The sequence below is a fragment of the Plantibacter sp. PA-3-X8 genome, from assembly GCF_003856975.1.
Lineage (GTDB): Bacteria > Actinomycetota > Actinomycetes > Actinomycetales > Microbacteriaceae > Plantibacter > Plantibacter auratus.
Window position 1 is genome coordinate 1,701,875 of the sequence record NZ_CP033107.1, and the last position, 17,062, is coordinate 1,718,936.

Sequence of the window (17,062 nt, forward strand, 5' to 3'; positions counted from 1 at the left end):
GGTGGTCAGCGCCCGCTGCCGGTGAGGCGCTCCAGGAGTTCGCGGTAGCGGTCGGCCGTCTGCGTGACGATCTCGGCAGGCAGCGTCGGTGGTGTGGGTGTCGAGGCGTCGTCCTGGTCCCAGTTGTGGGCCAGCCAGTTGCGGACGATCTGCTTGTCGAAGCTCGCCATCCGTGCGGTGGGGTCGTCGCTCGTCAGGTAGACGTCGCGGTCCCAGTACCGGCTGGAGTCGGAGGTGAGCACTTCGTCGCCGAGCGTGATGACGCCGGTCCCCGGGTTGCGGCCGAACTCGAACTTCGTGTCGGCGAGGATGACGCCGTGGCGCTCCGCCGTGAGTGATGCCGTCTCGTAGATGCCGAGCGACAGGTCCTTCAGCGCGACCGCGTCGTCCTCGCCGATGAGCTCGACCATGCGGGAGAACGAGATGTTCTCGTCGTGCTCGCCGAGCGGCGCCTTGTACGCGGGGGTGAACAACGGCTCGGGCAGGCGATCGCCGTCGCGGAGGCCGTCGGGCAGCGGGATGCCGCAGACGGTGCGGTTCGCGACGTACTCCTTCCAGCCGGAGCCGGTGAGGTAGCCGCGGACGACGCATTCGACGGGGAACATGTCGAGCTTGCGGACGAGCATCGCCCGGCCGGCGAACTCCGCCGGGATGCTGGACACCGCGACACCCGCGGCGTCGAGCTCGTGATCGGGGACGAGATGGTTCGGCACCTCGCGGAGCTGGTCGAACCACCAGAGGCTCAGACTGGTGAGCAGATCGCCCTTACCGGGGATGCCCGGCTCGAGCACATGGTCGAAGGCGCTGACCCGGTCGCTCGCGACGACGAGCAGCAGGTCGTCGGGCCCGGCGGCCGGCTCGTACAGGTCGCGGACCTTGCCCGAGTAGACGTGGTTCCAGGCGTTGGTCTCCGAGGGTGCGCTCACTCGTTCATTATCGTGCATCGGCGGTGGCCGGGTCGGTCGCCGAGGCTTGCGACCTCGGGGCGGTACGCGTATATTCCATGTGGAATAGTTCGCATGGAGTGATGGGAGGGTCATGGGCAAGGTCAAGCCGCTCGGCCTGCTCGCCGTCGCCGCACTCGGCTACCTGGCCGAGCGCCCCATGCACCCCTACGAGATGTACCAACTCGCGCTCCACCGCCAGGAGGACCGCGTCGTCAAGGTGAGCCCCGGCTCGTTCTACCGGGCCGTCTACGGACTCGAGGCCGACGGCCTCGTGCTCGCCTCCGGGACCGACCGCGAGGGAGCCCGGCCCGAGCGCACCACCTTCGAGATCACCGACCTCGGCCGGCACCTGCTGGGGGAGCGGCTGCGCGAGCTGCTCAGCACCCCCACGAACGAGTACCCGGAGCTCGGGCTCGCGCTGTCCGAGGCGCACGAACTGGGCGCCGAGGAGGTGCGGAAGCTGCTCGAGACCCGCATCCTCCGGCAGCAGGCCGAGCTCGCCGACCTCGATCGCCGCATGACGTGGGCGCTCGAGCGCGGGATCCCGCGCGTGTACTGGATCAACGTCCCCTACTCGGCCGCCATGCTGCGCGCCGAGATCGCCCACCTCGAATCGCTCCTCGCCGAGATCGCCGACGGTGCACTCGCCTGGCACGTGCCGGGGACCCGTGCGCCACTCCACGAGCAGGCGGCGACCCCGCCCGTGTCCGCTCAGCCGACACCCTCCACCTGAACCTCCGGGACGACCGACCAGTCCGGCCGGCGGTCCCGCTCATCCTCGCGTCCCGAACGCGAACCCGTCCTCCGTGCAGAAAGGGACATCATGTCCACCACCCCCACCACGCCTCCCCAGGGCGTCTCCGGTCCGACGCCAGGGGCCGTGCGCCCCTGGCCGGCGCTCTGGTCGCTCGTCATCGGCTTCTTCATGATCCTCATCGACACGACCATCGTGTCCGTGGCGAACCCCGCGATCATGCGCGGCCTCGACACCGGCATCAACAACGTCATCTGGGTGACGAGCGCCTACCTGCTCGCCTATGCGGTGCCGTTGCTCATCACGGGCCGTCTCGGCGACCGCTTCGGCCCGAAGAACCTCTACCTCATCGGCCTCGTCGTCTTCACGCTCGCCTCACTCTGGTGCGGCCTGTCGGGCTCGATCGAGATGCTCATCGTCGCCCGCGTCGTGCAGGGTCTCGGCGCCGCGCTCATGACCCCGCAGACGATGGCCGTCATCACCCGCATCTTCCCGCCGGACCGCCGCGGTGCGGCCATGGGCCTCTGGGGAGCGACCGCTGGCGTCGCGACGCTCGTCGGCCCGATCCTGGGCGGCGTGCTCGTCGACGGCTTCGGCTGGGAGTGGATCTTCTTCATCAACGTGCCCGTCGGTGTCATCGGCTTCATCATGGTCTGGCGCAACGTCCCCGCGCTCGCCACGCACCCGCACAAGTTCGACGTGCTCGGGGTCGTCCTGAGCGGGCTCGGGATGTTCCTCCTCGTGTTCGGCATCCAGGAGGGCCAGAGCTACGACTGGGGCACGATCACCGGTCCGATCACCGTGTGGAGCCTCATCATCGCCGGCGTGGTCGTCCTCGGCCTGTTCGTCGTGTGGCAGGCCGTCATGAAGGGCGAGCCGCTGCTCCCGCTGGCGTTGTTCCGCGACCGCAACTTCTCGGTCGGCAACCTCGCGATCTCGACGATCGGGTTCACGATCACGAGCATGTCGCTGCCGCTCGTCTTCTTCTACCAGACCGTCCGCGGCCTGACCCCGACGCAGTCCGCGCTCATGCTCGTCCCGATGGCCGTGCTCTCCGCCGGGCTCGCGCCCGTGGTCGGGCGGGCGATCGACCGGGTGAACCCGAAGTGGTTCGCCCTCGCCGGGCTCCTTCTGCTGGCCCTCGCGCTCGGCTGGTACTCGATCCTCCTCACGCCCGAGCAGCCGATCCTCATGCTGCTCCTCCCGAGTGCCGTCCTCGGCCTCGCCAACGGCTTCATGTGGGGCCCGGTCTCCAACCTCACCACCCGGGGGCTCCCACAGCACCAGGCCGGTGCCGGCTCAGGCGTGTTCAACACGACGCGTCAGATCGGAGCCGTCCTCGGCAGTGCGGCCATCGCCGCGCTCATCCAGGGGCGCCTCGCGGCCGAGCTGCCCGCTGCACCCGGTGGGGCGGCCGGCGGCGTGAGCGAGGTGACGGGTGGCGAGCTGCCCGAGTTCCTGCACGCCGGGTTCACCACCGCCATGGCCCAGTCGTTGCTCCTCCCGGCAGCACTCGCGCTCGTGGGCGCGGTCGTGGTCCTGTTCTTCCAGAAGCCGAAGGCGGCCGCCTGGTCGACTCCGGAGACGCAGCACGGACAGGCCGCCGCGGTCGCCGCGGCTGCCGCCAACGCCCGGTCCGAAGCCGAGTAGCGGCTCGACCGACACGGCGAAACCGGACGGTCACGGGCTGAGGAGGTCCGTGACCGTCCTGGTGTCGCCGTTCCAGAACCGGAGCCCGGTGACGAGCCCGGACGGGAGGTCGCCGAGCGACCGGAGCCCGTCGAGTGCCGCCGCGGTCTGCTCGCCGGTGACGCGCCGGGAGAGCGTCACATGGGGTGTCCAGGCACCAGGCCGGGTGTGCTCGAACGTACCGGTGACGTCGCCGGCCACACGTCCGTGCAGCTCCAGCAGCTCGTGCGAGGGGATCACCGTGAGCGCGAGGACGGCGCCCGAGCGACGCGGGAACAGCAGCGGAGCCCCGAGCCGGACGGCGAACGGCGCGAAGGCCGGTCGCCCGGTGAGCTCGAGGTCCTCGCCGGCCGACAGCGTGACGTGCGGACGGTTGCTCGCACCGCGATGCGTGGCGAGACTGCTGATGCCGAGGTCGAGGAGCGCTTGCCAGCGGTCGCGGACGGCGGCCTCGAGGGCCTCGTCGAACGTCAGATCGACGCTGCGCACCGGTCAGCCGATCGGGAAGAAGCCGTGTACGGCGGCGGCGAAGGATCGCGGCTGCTCCACCCAGGGGTAGTGTCCGCACCCGTCGAGCACGATGGCCTGGCCGAGCGGGAACCGCTTCGCGAGGTCGACGACGGGCGCGAGTCCCGTCAGGCCGTCTTCGGAGCCCGCGACCACGAGCACGGGCGCGGTGACGGTGCGGAGGGCGTCGCGGATGTCCTCGACCTCGTCGATCGTGGGGGTGTGCACGAACGCGTCCTGCGCGGCCGGGTGCCAGGCGCCCAGACGCTCGTGTTCGCGGGCGGTGTCGTCCCATTCGCCCCAGGCGATGGGCGCCACCGCCGGGAACAAGCGGTTCCCCGACGCGGAGTCCGGCGCCGCGAGCAGCGCGGGCAGCGCCTCGAGGAAGCCGGGGTACCAGTCCTCCGCCGCGTGCCGCGCGATGATCTCCGCGCTGTCGTCGTCCGTGTCGACGAGCCAGGTGGCGGGCGGCGTGATGAGGCACAGGCGGTCGAGCCGGTGCGGGTAGCGCGCGGCGTAGCTCACGGCGACGCGGGTGCCGGCGGAGTGCCCGAGGAGCTCGAGGCGGTCGACGTCCAGCCAGCGACGCACGGCCTCGACGTCCTCGGCGAGTTCCGGCCAGCTCGCCGCAGCGGTCGACGATCCGCTCTCGGACCGTCCGACCCCGCGCTGGTGCAGCACGATGAGGCGACGCCTGGTGCTCAGGCCGCCGAGATCACCGAGGTAGACCGGGTGGCGCGCCGGACCACCGGCGAGGACGACGAGGGGTGGCAGGGTGTCGTCGCCGATCACGTCCACGTGCAGTCGGGTGCCGTCGTGGCTCTCGACGACGGCCGACGACCCGGTTCCCGCTGCGGCGCTCATCCTGGCCGCGATCAGGAGACGCGTGCGGCGATGTCGGTGCGGTACTGACCGCCCTCGAGTTCGATGCGCGACAGCGCCTCGTACGCACGGCCGCGTGCCTCCGGGAACGTGGATCCGAGGGCCACGACGTTGAGGACGCGGCCGCCGGTGGCGACCAGGCCACCGTCGACGTCGGCCGTGGCCGCGTGGACGAGGTGGACCCCCTCGACGGCGACGGCGGCGTCGAGGCCGGTGATGCTCCGGCCGGTGACGGGCGTCTCGGGGTAGTTCTGGCTCGCGAGCACCACCGTCACCGCGCTCGCCTCAGCGAACGCGGGTCGGGGCTGCTCGCCGAGCGTACCGTTGGCCGAGCCGAGCAGGAGCGTCGACAGCGGCGTGACGAGCCGGGGGAGGACGACCTGCGTCTCCGGGTCGCCGAAGCGCGCGTTGAACTCGATCACCCGGATCCCGCGTTCGGTGAGGATGAGGCCGGCGTAGAGGAGACCCTGGAACGGGTTGCCCTCCGACGCCAGCTGCCGCACGACGGGGACGGCGACGGTCTCGAGGACCTCGTCGACGAAGGCCGTCTCGCTCCCGAAGCGGTTGTCGAGCCAGGGCAACGGGGAGTAGGCGCCCATGCCGCCGGTGTTCGGGCCGGCGTCGCCGTCGAGCAGCCGCTTGTAGTCCTGCGCGGGGGAGAGTGGGAGCACCGTCTCACCGTCGGTGATGAAGAAGAGGGAGACCTCCTGGCCGTCGAGGAACTCCTCGACGAGGACGCCGCCGTAGCCGAGCCAGTTGGTGGCGTGCTGGATGGCCGCGTCGCGGTCGTGGGTGACGAGAACGCCCTTGCCCGCCGCGAGGCCGTCGGCCTTGACGACGTAGGGTGCACCGAAGTCGTCGAGCGCGGCGATCGCTGCGTCGAGGTCCTCTGCGCGGACCGCGCGACCTGTGGGCACCCCGGCTTCGTCCATGATCCGCTTCGCGAAGGACTTCGAGCCCTCGAGTGCGGCCGCCGAGCGGTTGGGGCCGAAGACCGGGATGCCGGCGGCGCGCAGCTTGTCGGCGACGCCGGCGACGAGCGGGGCCTCGGGCCCGATGACGACGAGGTCGACCGCTTCGTCGCGGGCGAAGTCGCGCACGATCGAAGGGTTCTCCTGGTCGATGCCGACCACGGTCACATCCCCCGCGATGCCCGCGTTGCCGGGCGCGGCGATGATGTGGTGCCCGGCCTCTTCGGAGAGGAGAGCCTTGATGATGGCGTGCTCGCGAGCACCGGAACCGAGGACGAGGATCTTCACCCGTCTAGCTTAAGGCGCAATGGCCTAGCCTCGAATGCATGGCCAGACCCAGGATCACGGACGCCGTCGGTCGCGCAGCCCTGGAGCAGGCGCTCGGGGACGCACCGGCGTCGCGCACGGACACGGCGACCGCGGTCCGCTACCTGTTGGAGCTCCTCGTCGAGCGGGCGCCCGGCAACACCGTCGAGGTGCGGGTGCCGCCGTTCGGTGCGGTGCAGTGCATCGGGGGCCCCCGCCACACCCGAGGCACGCCGCCGAACGTCATCGAGATGGACGCACCGACCTGGCTCGCGCTCGCCTCCGGCCGCATCGACTGGACCACGGCGATGGCCGGCGGCACGGTGCACGCCTCCGGCCAGCGGGCGGATCTCACTGGCCTCGTGCCACTGCTGCTGCCGCGCTGACGGTCCGGGTACATTGGTGCGGTGACCTCTGACATCGACGCCCCAGCCGAGACGACGCTCGACGCGACGATCGTCATCCCCACGTACAACGGCGAGCGGTACCTCGAGCAGATCCTCTCGGCGATCGAGGGCCAGGACTACGACGGCACCTACGAGACCCTCGTCATCGATTCCGGCTCCACCGACCGCACGCTCGACATCGTCGCCGCCCACCCGGACGTCCGGCTGCACGTCATCCCGAACAGTGAGTTCGGCCACGGCCGGACCCGCCAGCTCGCCGCCCGGCTTGCCCGGGGTAGGTACGTCGCCTACCTCACGCACGATGCGATCCCGGGCGACTCCCGCTGGTTGCACGAGCTGACCACGCCCTTGGACCCGGACGGCATGGACGTCGTCGCCGTCATGGGCAAGCAGATCGCACGCCCGAACTGCTTCCCGCTGCTCAAGTACGAGATCCACGACGTGTTCCACAACTTCGGGCCGGACTTCGGCACGACCGTCTTCGCGAACGACGGCTTCGCCGACGGGAACGGCGGACTGCTCGACGCCCTCGCGTTCTACTCCGACGTCAACTCGGCCACGCGCCGCGACCTGCTGCTCGGCGACATCCCGTACCGCGACCTCCCGTACTCCGAGGACATGGCCTTCGGCGCCGACATCATCGCGGCCGGACTGCGGAAGGCGTACGCACCGCGGGGCTGGGTCGTCCACTCCAACGACCTCACCCTCGACGAGTACCGGAAGCGGATCTTCGACGAGACGACGGCGTTGCGTCGGATCGGGAAGCCGATCACGCGGCTGAGTCGGTTCCGGCAGGTGGGGTACACCGTCTTCGGCGCCCTTCGGGACGCGAAGCGGATCGTCCGCGACCCCCAGTACAGCTGGAAGCGACGTGCCTACTGGTTCGTCATGAACCCGGCCTATCACGCGGCGAAGTGGAGCAGCTACTACGTGGCCTCCCGCGTCGACCTGGACGACGAGGCCGCCATGCGCGCCGGCTCGCTGGAGCACAGCCGCAAGTAGTCCGCGGACGGCGCTCCGCTCGCGCGCACTGCTCGCTGCTCCCAGCGAACCGGGGTGGTGCATCACCGCCTCGTGCGCTGTGATGGAGTCATGAGCACGAATCGGCTGTTGGTCCTGGGCGGGACGGAGTTCGTCGGGCGAGCGGTCGTCGACGAGGCCGTCGCCGCCGGCTGGGAGGTCACCGTCTTCCACCGCGGTACGAACCGTTCCTCGCCGTCGGACGCGGTCACCGTGCTGCACGGCGACCGGACGATGCCCGGCGGACTCGACGCGCTCCGGGTCGGGTCGTGGGACCTCGCCGTCGACACCTGGTCATGGGCTCCGGTCGCCGTCCGCGACGCGGCCGCGCTGCTGGCGGACCGGGTCGGGAGCTACGTCTACGTCTCGAGCCGTTCGGTCTACGCCGACCCGCTGCCCGCCGGCGCCGCCGAGGACGCGCCGGTCGTCGACGGGTCGGCGCACGACGACGGCTTCGCGGACTACGCCCGTGCCAAGCGCGGCGGTGAGCTGGCCGCCGTCCAGGCGTTCGGCGACCGAGCGGTCCTGGCGCGAGCCGGCCTCATCCTCGGCCCGCACGAGAACATCGGACGACTGCCCTGGTGGCTGGCGCGGATCGCCGAGGGCGGTGAGGTGCTCGCCCCTGGTGCCGCTTCCGACCCCATCCAGTACATCGATGCGCGGGATCTCGCGGCCTTCCTCCTCGCCGCCGGTTCGACGGGCGCGAGTGGTGCGTTCAACGTCGTCAGCGAGCCGCGGGCGACGACGTTGGGGGAGCTGCTCGACGCCTGCGTCGCCGCGACCGGGTCGGGTGCGACCCTCCGCTGGGTGGATCAGGAGCGGGTGCTCGCGGCCAGGATCCAGCCCTGGACCCAACTGCCCGTCTGGCTCCCCACCGGACCGGACGCCGACGCGATGCATCACGGTGATGTCTCGCGTGCGGTTGCGGCGGGTCTCCGTCGTCGTCCGGTCACCGAGACCGTCGCCGACACCTGGGTGTGGCTGCAGGCACTCGGCGGCGTGGCGCCGCAGCGCCCGGACCGGCCCGTCGTCGGACTGGACCGTGCCATCGAGCGGGCCGTGCTCGCCGGGAACTGACTGCTGTCAGCGGATCTCGCGGAGGAGGGCGAGCCGACTGCGCGTCCTGACCGCGTCGCGGGCGAACCCCTCCGGTCCGAGGGCGGGATCGGTCATGAAGGTCTCCTGGTCGGTGGCGGCCACGACGTGGAGTTCGACGCCGAGATCGCACAGAGCGTCGACGAGGTGGACGAATCGGGCGCGCGCCTCCCGGGTGAGGGCGTGGGACTCGGGCAGGGCGTCGAGGACCCACCGGCCGTCGTCCGCCGCCCAGGCGAGGTAGTCGCCGACCGAGGTCGGACGCTCGATGAGTTCGGCGCTGGCGAACCAGAGGACGCCGTCGCGCGCGGCGGCTGCCTGGAACGTGTGGCCACTGATCGTCAGCGTCGTCGCCTCGCCTGGCCCCGGACGGTGGAGGCCGAGTGCCGCGAGGTGGGCGTCCGCGGACTCGCCTGCGATGGACCAGCTGCCGCGGGCGAAGCCGTCGCCGTGCCTGACCGGGGAGCTGCGACGGTGGTCGGTCGAGCCGGCGAGTTCGAGCACCTGCATGTTCGCTTCGATCAGGGCGATGCCGGGTTCGAAGATGTGGTGGTGAGCCGGGTCCGGCAGCAGATCCTGCGGCGCGGAGTTCGAGCTCGTCAACAGGGTCACCTGTCGGGCGAAGAGCGCGTCGAGCAGCCGGATCATGAGCGCGCCGTCGCCGGGATCGTGCACCTGGAACTCGTCGAAGAGCACGACGTCCACCTCGTCCAGCAGTTCGTCGACCGCTTGCTCGACCGCGTTCGTCACCGCTCCGGCCGCCGCGCGGGACCCGGCGCCCGGCTCACCCGTCGCCCGAGCGGCGTCGGCGGCCTCCGTGCGGACCCGGTGGATCGCGGCGTGCAGCCCGCGGAAGAAGGAGTGGAAGTGGACGCGACGCCTCCGATGCGTCGGGAGCGCCTCGAAGAACGCGTCGAGGAGCCAGGTCTTGCCCCGCCCGGCCGCACCCCACAGGTACAGGTGCCCGGGTCGGTCCTCGCCGATCCGGAGTGACGCCAGACGCCTCGCCACTTCCAGCTGCTCCGGCTCGAGCGTGAACCCGGCGTCGGCGGCGGCGGACTCGACCGCCGAGAGCAGGGTGTCGTCGGGAGGGATCGGAGCGGGATCGGTCGTCTCGGTCCCCGTCGTGTCCACCGCTCGATCGTACCCGTCGGCACGTCGACCGCGGCTGTTCACCATCGGTTCACGATGCCCAGGATCGTGGGGGAGAATGGAGGCATGACAGACGCCACCGGGCAGCCAGCACCGGAAGCTCAGCACCCATCCGAACCGAGCGGTCCGACGCCCTCGACCGAGCCCGACACCGAGGTCGCGACCGTGTACTCCTCCGGTTCGGTCTCGGTGCGCCGGTCGCCGCGCTACTGGCGGTTCCTCGTCATCGGCGTCTTCGTCGGCATCATCGCCGCGCTCATCCTCACCTTCGCGTTCCCGGGGAGCGCCGACTACTCGCTCACCCAGGTGTTCGGCTTCCTCCTGCTCGTGTGCGTCGTCGTCTTCGGTGCGATCGCCCTCGTCGTCGGTCTCCTCATCGACCGTTCCATGGCGCGACGGACGCGGATCGTCGCAGCGGATAGAGTTGACGTGCATCCAGCCGGGACCCCCGCGGCCGACGCGGAACCGAACGGTTCCGTCAGTGCCGAGCCAGGTGAGTCCGGCCCCCCGAATCCACCCATCGCAGAAGGTTCAGGACGGTCATGACCTCATCCACCAGCTACCGGGAGGCCGGTGTCGACACGGCAGCCGGTGACCGCGCCGTCGAGCTCATGAAGGCCGCCGTCGCGAAGACGCACGGTCCGGAGGTCTTCGGCGGCTTCGGCGGGTTCGCCGGCCTGTTCGACGCCTCGGCGCTCACCGCCTTCCATCGGCCCCTGCTCGCGACGTCGACCGACGGCGTCGGCACGAAGGTCGCGATCGCCCAGGCCATCGACAAGCACGACACCATCGGCCAGGACCTCGTCGGCATGGTCGTCGACGACATCGTCGTGGTCGGGGCGAAGCCGCTCTTCATGACCGACTACATCGCCTGCGGCAAGGTCCACCCGGAGCGCATCGCCTCGATCGTCTCGGGCATCGCCCAGGCCTGCTCCGACACCGGGACGGCGCTCATCGGCGGCGAGACCGCGGAGCACCCCGGACTCCTCGGGGTCGACGACTACGACGTCGCCGGCGCCTGCACCGGTGCGGTCGAGGCGGACGCCATCCTCGGTGAGCACCGCGTCGAGGACGGCGACGTCGTCCTCGCACTCGCGTCCTCGGGCCTGCACTCGAACGGCTTCTCCCTCGTGCGGCACATCCTCGCCCAGGCGGGCGTCGGCTACGCCGACCACAGCGACGACCTCGGCACGACGTTCGGCGAGGCCCTCCTCGAGCCGACGCGGCTCTACACCCTGCCCCTCCTGCGGCTGCTCGACGCCCCGGCCTTCGCGGGTGGCGTCCACTCGCTCAGCCACGTCACCGGAGGCGGGATCGCCGCCAACCTCGCGCGCGTCCTGCCCAAGGGGTCCTGGGCCGAGGTCGACCGCTCCACCTGGAGCCCGTCGCCGGTGTTCCGGACGCTGAGCGAGCTGGCCGGATCCTCGCTCGAGTCGAGCGAGGGCACCTGGAACCTGGGCGTCGGATTCTTCGCCGTCGTCTCGCCGGCGGTCGCCGCCGGTGTCACGGCCGCGCTCGAGGCCGACGGGATCGCGACCTGGCAGGTCGGCACCGTGCACCTCGGCGACGCCACCGCAGACCTCAGCGCGTTCGAACAGGGTGCCAAGGGGGTCGACGGCGGTGCCGTCCGCCTCGTGGGCGCCTACCGCGACTAGTCGCACCGCTCCGGCACACCTTCCTCCGTTCCGTCACTCGCCCAGCACGAACCCCAAGGAGTCCCCACGCATGTGCGGCATCGTCGGCATCGTCTCAACCGAGCCTGCCAACCAGCAGGTCTACGACAGCCTCCTGCTCCTTCAGCACCGCGGTCAGGACTCCACCGGCATCGCCACCGCCGACGGCAGCACCTTCCACATGGTCAAAGCCAAGGGCCAGGTGCGTGAAGCCTTCCGCACCCGCGACATGCGCTCGCTCCTCGGCAACATGGGCCTCGGCCACGTGCGCTACGCGACGAAGGGCGACGCCGCCAACGAGAGCGAGGCGCAGCCGTTCTACGTGAACGCGCCCTACGGCATCACGCTCATCCACAACGGCAACCTCACGAACACCCGCGAGCTCAGCAAGGACCTGTTCCACGTCGACCGCCGCCACGTGAACTCCACGAGCGACACCGAGCTGCTGCTCAACGTCCTCGCGACGGAGCTGCAGGGGCAGATCAGCGGTCTCGACCTCGATCCCGACCAGGTGTTCAACGCCGTCGAGAACGTGCACGAGCGGGTCGAGGGGTCCTACGCGACGATCGCCCTCATCGCCGGTCACGGCCTGCTCGCCTTCCGCGACCCGTTCGGCATCCGCCCGCTCATCCTCGGCAAGCGCCAGACGGGCCTGGTCGGCAACGACTGGGTGGTCGCCTCGGAGTCGCTCGTCCTCGAAGCCGGCGGCTACGAGATCGTCCGCGAGATCGCCCCGGGCGAGGCCGTCTTCATCACCGCTTCGGGTGAGCTGTACTCGCGGCAGTGCGCGAAGAACCCGCGGCTCGTTCCGTGCTCCTTCGAGTACGTGTACCTCGCTCGCCCCGACTCCGTCATGAACGGCATCTCGGTCTACGAGGCCCGACTGCGTCTCGGCAACCGGCTCGCCGACACCATCGCCGAGTACACGCCGATGGGTGACATCGACGTCGTCATGCCGATCCCGGACTCCTCCCGCCCAGCGGCCATGCAGGTCGCCCAGAAGCTCGGCATCGAGTACCGCGAGGGCTTCTACAAGAACCGGTACGTGGGGCGCACCTTCATCATGCCGGGCCAGGCGCAGCGCAAGAAGAGCGTCCGTCAGAAACTCAACGCGATGGGCTCGGAGTTCAAGGGCAAGAACATCCTCATCGTCGACGACTCGATCGTCCGCGGCACGACGTCGAAGGAGATCGTCGACATGGCGCGTCTCGCCGGTGCCAACAAGGTGACCTTCACCTCCGCCGCACCGCCGGTCCGCTACCCCCACGTGTACGGCATCAACATGCCGTCCCGCCAGGAGCTCGTCGCACACGGCAAGAAGATCCCCGACATCGCCCGCGAGCTGGGCGCCGACAACCTCATCTACCAGGAGGTCGCCGACATGAAGGCCGCCATCCTCGAGGGCTCCGGCATCAGCGACCTCGAGATGAGCTGCTTCACCGGCGAGTACATCACCGGGACCGTCTCCGAGGAGTACCTCGAGTGGGTGGAGCGCTCGCAGCTCTCCTGAGTCCCACCTGAACGACGAAGCGCGCGAGCCCCGAGGGGATCGCGCGCTTCGTCGTTCAGGAACCGGCTGCTACTCCGGCGTACCGGGCTGCTCGAGTGGCGCCGGCGTGGCCGCGGGGGCCGCCTTCGGCTTCGTGGTGCGCGGCTTCGCCGGTGCCTTCGCGGTGGCCGGCTTCGCTGCGGCGCCCGTCGTCTTCGTCGTCGGTGCCTTCGTGGCTGCGGCCTTCGGCGTCGTGGTCTTGGCTGCTGCGGCCTTGGGCGTCGTCGAACCGGTGGTGGCGCGCGTCGAACTCGTCTTGCGGACGGTGCTGCCCGCGGCCGTCGCCGACGTGGTCGTCTTGGCGGCGGGCTTCCGGGCCGTCGTCGAACGCGTCGTCGTCGACCGGCTGGTCGAGGTGCGGGGCGCGCTCACGGCCGCGGCCGGTGCGGCGGCCGACACGGTCTCGTCGCGTCCGGTCGTGGCGTCGGCTCCGGTCTCGTCGCTCGCGAGGCGCGCTTCGGTCTCGTCTGCGGCGGCTGCGACGGTCTCGGCGTCGCCGGTGGACGTCGACTCGAGGACGATCGACTCGGCCGGTTCGGCGGACGTGTTCGGCGCGGCTGCGGCCTCGGGCGCGCGGTCGGTGCCGGAGAAGACCGCGGCGAACTGCTCGGTCGGGGTGGGCTCGGCGGCGCGCACCCAGTCCGAGGTGGGCTCCGCTGCAGGAGCCTCAGGGTTCGGAGACTCGGTCGCTGGTGCCTGGTAGGCGCCGTACTGCTGCGTCGCCTGGGAGCCCTGCTGGGTCTGCTGCGTGCCGTAGCCGCTCGTCTGGCCACCCGCGTACTGCGAGGTGTCGTAGGCGGTCGTCTGTCCGTACTGTGCGGGGTCGTACACCGGCGCCTGGCCGGTCTGGCCCGCCTGGTACGGGTGCTGCTCGTAACCGCTCTGGCCGGCGTACGGTGCCTGCGTGGCGTTCGGCTGCGAGGCGGCCTCACGAGCGGCAGCGCGCTGCTGCTGCTGGTTCACGAGGCGCGCGACCTCGGCGTCGATGGCGTCCTCGGTGATGTGCTTGGACGGACCGTAGGCGTCGAGTCCGACGAAGACCAGGGCGATGCCCATCACGAAGATCGGCCAGATCGGCCAGAAGTATCCCCAGGCGCCGGTGAGGAGCCAGATGACGATCAGGAGGACGGAGACCGCACCCCAGACGGCGAGAAACTGCTTGAAATCGTGCTGCGCCTTCAGGCGCTTCTTGGCGGCAACGCGGAGTTCGTCGGTGTTCATCCGTCCAGGCTAGTCTCCGCCCAGCGAGAACTCCATTTGCCAACAGTCGTCTGAGAGATCACCCAGCCGCGAGGTGCTGGAGCGAGGGCGAACCGCCGATGCGGGGGCGCGCCGGAACGGTGCGAAGGGCGCGCCTACGCGCCCTTCGCCTCACCGTCGGCGTACTTCTCGGCGTATTCAGCCCACTTGGCGATCTCGTCGTCGTAGCTCTCGTCGACGCCCGTGCCCGGGTGGTCGACGGAGTGCCCCGTGAGCTCGCGCTCGAGCGCGTTGTAGTTCACGTCCGGGCTGAACGACTTGAGCTCACGAGCGATCTTCGTGTGCTTTGCCTTTTGACGGCCACGACCCATGCGAGACCCCCTCATGATTTTCTGACCGGCCGCGCTTGCGGGGCGTCCGGGGCTTTCGCCTACCAGGGAACGATAAAGACTAGCGTTGAGCTTACCATGCCGCCCGTGGACGGGGCGCTCGTACGGAGACGGTCTGCCGGGCACCGATGCCGACACCGCGACGGAACGGGGCTGGGCCAGGACGTCGAGTGGTGGGACGATGGACCCATGACCGGAACCCTGCACATCACCGGAGATGCGGACGCCGACCGCCTGTTGTCGACCGACCCGCTCGCCCTGCTCGTCGGCATGCTGCTCGATCAGCAGGTGCCGATGGAGACCGCGTTCGCCGGCCCGCTGAAGATCAGTGACCGACTCGGTTCCTTCGACGCGGCCACCATCGCGCGGGAAGAACCCGAGGCGTTCGCCTCCCTCTTCAAGACGAGTCCCGCCGTGCACCGGTTCCCGGGTTCCATGGCCGGCCGGGTGCAGGGGCTCTGCGCCGCGATCGTCGACGACTGGGACGGCGACGCTGAGGCGATCTGGACGCGCGACGCGCCCGATGGCCCGGAGATCCTGAAGCGCCTGCTCGCCCTCCCGGGGTTCGGTGAGCAGAAGGCGAAGATCTTCCTCGCGCTCCTCGGCAAGCAGTACGGGCTCGACGCGGCCGACTGGCGGGAAGCGTCGGCGCCCTACGGCGAGGACGGCAGCCTCCGGTCCGTCGCCGACATCGTCGACCCGGAGTCGCTCGCGCAGGTGCGGGCGGCGAAGCAGGCGGCCAAGGCCGCCGCGAAGCGTACGAAGGGGGAGTGACGACATGAGCGAAGCGCAGCGGGGTACCGCGATCGTGGTCGGTGTCACGCCGGGGCAGCCCGACACCGTGCTCGTCGAGGCGGCGTCGTTCGCGCAAGCTTTCGCCTGCCGGCTCGTCCTCGCCCACGTCGACGCGAGCCGGTTCGTCGTGGTCGAGAACGTCGACGGCACCGTCACGTCGTTGCCGTTCGACGCCGATCTGCACGACTTCGAACCGGAGCCCGCCGATCCCGGCCTGGAGGCGACGGCGCATCGTCTCCTCGACGACAGCGGCGTCGTGTGGGAGCTGACCCAGCTCGCCGGGGACCCGGCGCGTGCCCTCGGCCGACTCGCCGATTCGGTGTCCGCGCGGGCGATCATCGTCGGAACCCGGGAGCGTGGCCTCCGGAAGGGCATCCTCGAGTTCTTCAACGGTTCCGTCGCCGCGACGCTGGCCCATCGGCAGGCGCGTCCGGTGATCGTGGTCCCACTCGCGCCCAGCGCCACCGACGAACCACTCTGGGACGCCCCCGCCGGCGACCTGCGGTGACGGCCGCTCCGACGGGCACACGGGCTCCGCACCTCCAACCCGCCACGATCGCGATGGTCGCGTTCGGTGGCGCGATCGGGACGGGTGCCCGCGAGGCGATCTCCCTCGCCATCCCGCCCATCGGTGGTCTCCCCGTGGCCATCCTCGGCATCAACGTCGTCGGCGCCTTCCTGCTCGGTCTCCTCCTCGAGTCGCTCCTCCGACGCGGGCCCGACGCCGGCCGTCGACGCGATCTCCGCCTCTTCCTCGGCACCGGCGTCCTCGGCGGTTTCACGACGTACAGCGCGCTCGCGGCCGACAGCAGTGTCCTCCTCATCGAGGGGAGCGCCCTCGTGGGGGTGCTGTACGCGGTGGGGAGCGTCGTGCTGGGCGCCCTGGCGAGCTGGGGCGGCATCGTCCTCGCCCGACGGATCGGCGGTGGCCGCTCGTGACGCCCTGGCTCTTCCTCGCGATCGCGGCGGCCGGCGGTGTCGGTGCCGCGGCCCGCTTCGTCGTCGACGGCATCGTCCGTTCCCGTGTGGGCGGCGCCTACCCGTGGGGCACGACCGTGATCAACGTCAGCGGGTCGCTGCTGCTCGGCCTCGTCACCGCGCTGGCCCTCGGCGGGGTCGTCGACGAGGCGTGGCGGCTCGTCCTCGGAGGCGGGCTGCTCGGTGGGTACACCACGTTCAGCACGGCGAGTGTCGAGACCGTCCGGCTGCTCCACGACGGACGTTCCCGGGCCGGACTGACGAACGCGTTGGGCATGCTCGTCGCGTCGGTCGTCGCGGCCCTGGTCGGCTACGGGCTCGGTTCGCTCCTCGCCTAGCCGCTCGTTCGCCCAACTATGGGCGAATGAGCGTTCGTTCGCCCGAAGATGGGCGAACGGACGCGGCGGCTATGCCTCGAAGCGGCGGTTGTGCCGGAGGTTCAGCACGATCGGGATCCCGAGGGCGACGATGAGCAGCAGGATGCTCCAGAATCCGATCTCCGACCACAGCAGGAAGACCCCGAAGACCCCGAGTCCGCCCGACAGGCCGCGCAGGATGATCGTGAACTGCGGGAGTCGCTGCGGGCGGCCCTGCCACATCGGCAGCGGCGAGTCGGGGTTCGCTGCGATGAGGCGGGCCATCGAGAGCGTCCCGAAGACGGCCGCGAGGAACAGCAGCGAGAGACCCCAGGTGAACATGTCCCCAGTCTGTCAGTCTGCGACAACTCCCTCACGCCGTCGCCGGAGCG

At 70.6% G+C, this 17,062-nt stretch carries 20 protein-coding genes; 12 read left to right on the forward strand and 8 right to left on the reverse strand.

All coding sequences use genetic code 11. The features are described 5' to 3' along the window. Positions 1 to 5: 5 nt before the first annotated feature. Positions 6 to 944, reverse strand: coding sequence for a phosphoribosylaminoimidazolesuccinocarboxamide synthase (locus EAO79_RS08150; RefSeq protein ID WP_124768658.1), 939 nt, complete (start codon positions 942 to 944; stop codon positions 6 to 8). 94 nt (positions 945 to 1,038) lie between these two features. Here EAO79_RS08150 and EAO79_RS08155 point away from each other — a divergent pair, with 94 nt between their 5' ends. Then, complete coding sequence (locus EAO79_RS08155; RefSeq protein WP_124768659.1) at positions 1,039 to 1,680, forward strand: PadR family transcriptional regulator; 642 nt, start codon at positions 1,039 to 1,041, stop codon at positions 1,678 to 1,680. A gap of 90 nt (positions 1,681 to 1,770) precedes the next feature. Next, the gene (locus EAO79_RS08160; protein WP_124768660.1) at positions 1,771 to 3,351 is read left to right on the forward strand and encodes a DHA2 family efflux MFS transporter permease subunit; all 1,581 of its coding nucleotides are present in this window, start codon (positions 1,771 to 1,773) and stop codon (positions 3,349 to 3,351) included. 30 nt (positions 3,352 to 3,381) lie between these two features. Here the strand turns inward: EAO79_RS08160 and EAO79_RS08165 are convergent, their stop codons facing one another. The 3 genes from EAO79_RS08165 to purD are packed head-to-tail and all read right to left on the reverse strand — an operon-like array spanning position 3,382 to position 6,038. Further along, positions 3,382 to 3,879 (reverse strand): 2'-5' RNA ligase family protein, encoded by a 498-nt coding sequence (locus EAO79_RS08165; protein WP_124768661.1) that lies wholly within the window; start codon positions 3,877 to 3,879, stop codon positions 3,382 to 3,384. 3 nt (positions 3,880 to 3,882) lie between these two features. After that, on the reverse strand, positions 3,883 to 4,761 hold the full coding sequence (locus tag EAO79_RS08170; protein ID WP_124768662.1) for an alpha/beta fold hydrolase: 879 nt from the start codon (positions 4,759 to 4,761) through the stop codon (positions 3,883 to 3,885). A gap of 11 nt (positions 4,762 to 4,772) precedes the next feature. Further along, entirely contained in the window at positions 4,773 to 6,038 is a 1,266-nt protein-coding gene (gene purD / locus EAO79_RS08175) for a phosphoribosylamine--glycine ligase (RefSeq protein ID WP_124768663.1), read from the reverse strand. 38 nt (positions 6,039 to 6,076) lie between these two features. On the opposite strand from purD, the gene EAO79_RS08180 reads away from it, so the two are divergent. From EAO79_RS08180 to EAO79_RS08190, 3 genes are all read left to right on the forward strand, one after another. After that, positions 6,077 to 6,442, forward strand: coding sequence for a sterol carrier family protein (locus EAO79_RS08180; RefSeq protein ID WP_124768664.1), 366 nt, complete (start codon positions 6,077 to 6,079; stop codon positions 6,440 to 6,442). Positions 6,443 to 6,463: 21 nt separating this feature from the next. After that, positions 6,464 to 7,465 (forward strand): glycosyltransferase family 2 protein, encoded by a 1,002-nt coding sequence (locus tag EAO79_RS08185; RefSeq protein ID WP_124768665.1) that lies wholly within the window; start codon positions 6,464 to 6,466, stop codon positions 7,463 to 7,465. 90 nt (positions 7,466 to 7,555) lie between these two features. Continuing rightward, positions 7,556 to 8,560: an NAD-dependent epimerase/dehydratase family protein gene (locus tag EAO79_RS08190; RefSeq protein WP_124768666.1), complete on the forward strand. Its 1,005-nt coding sequence runs from the start codon at positions 7,556 to 7,558 to the stop codon at positions 8,558 to 8,560. Positions 8,561 to 8,566: 6 nt separating this feature from the next. Here EAO79_RS08190 and zapE read toward each other — a convergent pair whose 3' ends face one another. Then, a complete protein-coding gene (zapE, locus tag EAO79_RS08195) occupies positions 8,567 to 9,712 on the reverse strand; it encodes an AFG1/ZapE family ATPase (RefSeq protein ID WP_164486918.1) in 1,146 nt (381 codons plus the stop codon). An 84-nt stretch (positions 9,713 to 9,796) separates the two neighbouring features. Here zapE and EAO79_RS19215 point away from each other — a divergent pair, with 84 nt between their 5' ends. The 3 genes from EAO79_RS19215 to purF all read left to right on the forward strand — a co-directional run bounded on the left by EAO79_RS19215 (position 9,797) and on the right by purF (position 12,913). Next, positions 9,797 to 10,276, forward strand: coding sequence for a DUF2273 domain-containing protein (locus EAO79_RS19215; RefSeq protein WP_206428309.1), 480 nt, complete (start codon positions 9,797 to 9,799; stop codon positions 10,274 to 10,276). After that, positions 10,273 to 11,385, forward strand: coding sequence for a phosphoribosylformylglycinamidine cyclo-ligase (gene purM / locus EAO79_RS08205; RefSeq protein ID WP_124768668.1), 1,113 nt, complete (start codon positions 10,273 to 10,275; stop codon positions 11,383 to 11,385). The genes EAO79_RS19215 and purM overlap by 4 nt, the downstream gene beginning before the upstream one ends. A 70-nt stretch (positions 11,386 to 11,455) precedes the next feature. Continuing rightward, a complete protein-coding gene (purF, locus tag EAO79_RS08210; RefSeq protein WP_079705073.1) occupies positions 11,456 to 12,913 on the forward strand; it encodes an amidophosphoribosyltransferase in 1,458 nt (485 codons plus the stop codon). A 69-nt stretch (positions 12,914 to 12,982) separates the two neighbouring features. Here purF and EAO79_RS08215 read toward each other — a convergent pair whose 3' ends face one another. Together EAO79_RS08215 and EAO79_RS08220 are read right to left on the reverse strand one after the other, a co-directional pair. Next, positions 12,983 to 14,173 carry a 2TM domain-containing protein gene (locus EAO79_RS08215; protein ID WP_124768669.1) on the reverse strand — a complete coding sequence of 397 codons (1,191 nt, stop codon included), beginning with the start codon at positions 14,171 to 14,173 and terminating at the stop codon, positions 12,983 to 12,985. Positions 14,174 to 14,307: 134 nt separating this feature from the next. Next, complete coding sequence (locus tag EAO79_RS08220) at positions 14,308 to 14,523, reverse strand: DUF3073 domain-containing protein (protein ID WP_064294210.1); 216 nt, start codon at positions 14,521 to 14,523, stop codon at positions 14,308 to 14,310. Between the two features lie 207 nt (positions 14,524 to 14,730). Between EAO79_RS08220 and EAO79_RS08225 the strand changes: the two genes are divergently transcribed. Genes EAO79_RS08225 through crcB form a run of 4 tightly spaced genes read left to right on the forward strand, consistent with a single transcriptional unit; the run spans position 14,731 to position 16,652 of the window. Continuing rightward, positions 14,731 to 15,315: an HhH-GPD-type base excision DNA repair protein gene (locus tag EAO79_RS08225; protein ID WP_124768670.1), complete on the forward strand. Its 585-nt coding sequence runs from the start codon at positions 14,731 to 14,733 to the stop codon at positions 15,313 to 15,315. Positions 15,316 to 15,319: 4 nt separating this feature from the next. Then, a complete protein-coding gene (locus EAO79_RS08230) occupies positions 15,320 to 15,844 on the forward strand; it encodes a universal stress protein (protein WP_124768671.1) in 525 nt (174 codons plus the stop codon). Between the two features lie 53 nt (positions 15,845 to 15,897). Continuing rightward, positions 15,898 to 16,275 carry a CrcB family protein gene (locus EAO79_RS08235; RefSeq protein WP_124768672.1) on the forward strand — a complete coding sequence of 126 codons (378 nt, stop codon included), beginning with the start codon at positions 15,898 to 15,900 and terminating at the stop codon, positions 16,273 to 16,275. After that, a complete protein-coding gene (crcB, locus tag EAO79_RS08240; RefSeq protein WP_124768673.1) occupies positions 16,272 to 16,652 on the forward strand; it encodes a fluoride efflux transporter CrcB in 381 nt (126 codons plus the stop codon). The genes EAO79_RS08235 and crcB overlap by 4 nt, the downstream gene beginning before the upstream one ends. Positions 16,653 to 16,721: 69 nt before the next feature. Here the strand turns inward: crcB and EAO79_RS08245 are convergent, their stop codons facing one another. Next, positions 16,722 to 17,012 (reverse strand): hypothetical protein, encoded by a 291-nt coding sequence (locus EAO79_RS08245; RefSeq protein WP_124768674.1) that lies wholly within the window; start codon positions 17,010 to 17,012, stop codon positions 16,722 to 16,724. Positions 17,013 to 17,062: the final 50 nt, after the last annotated feature.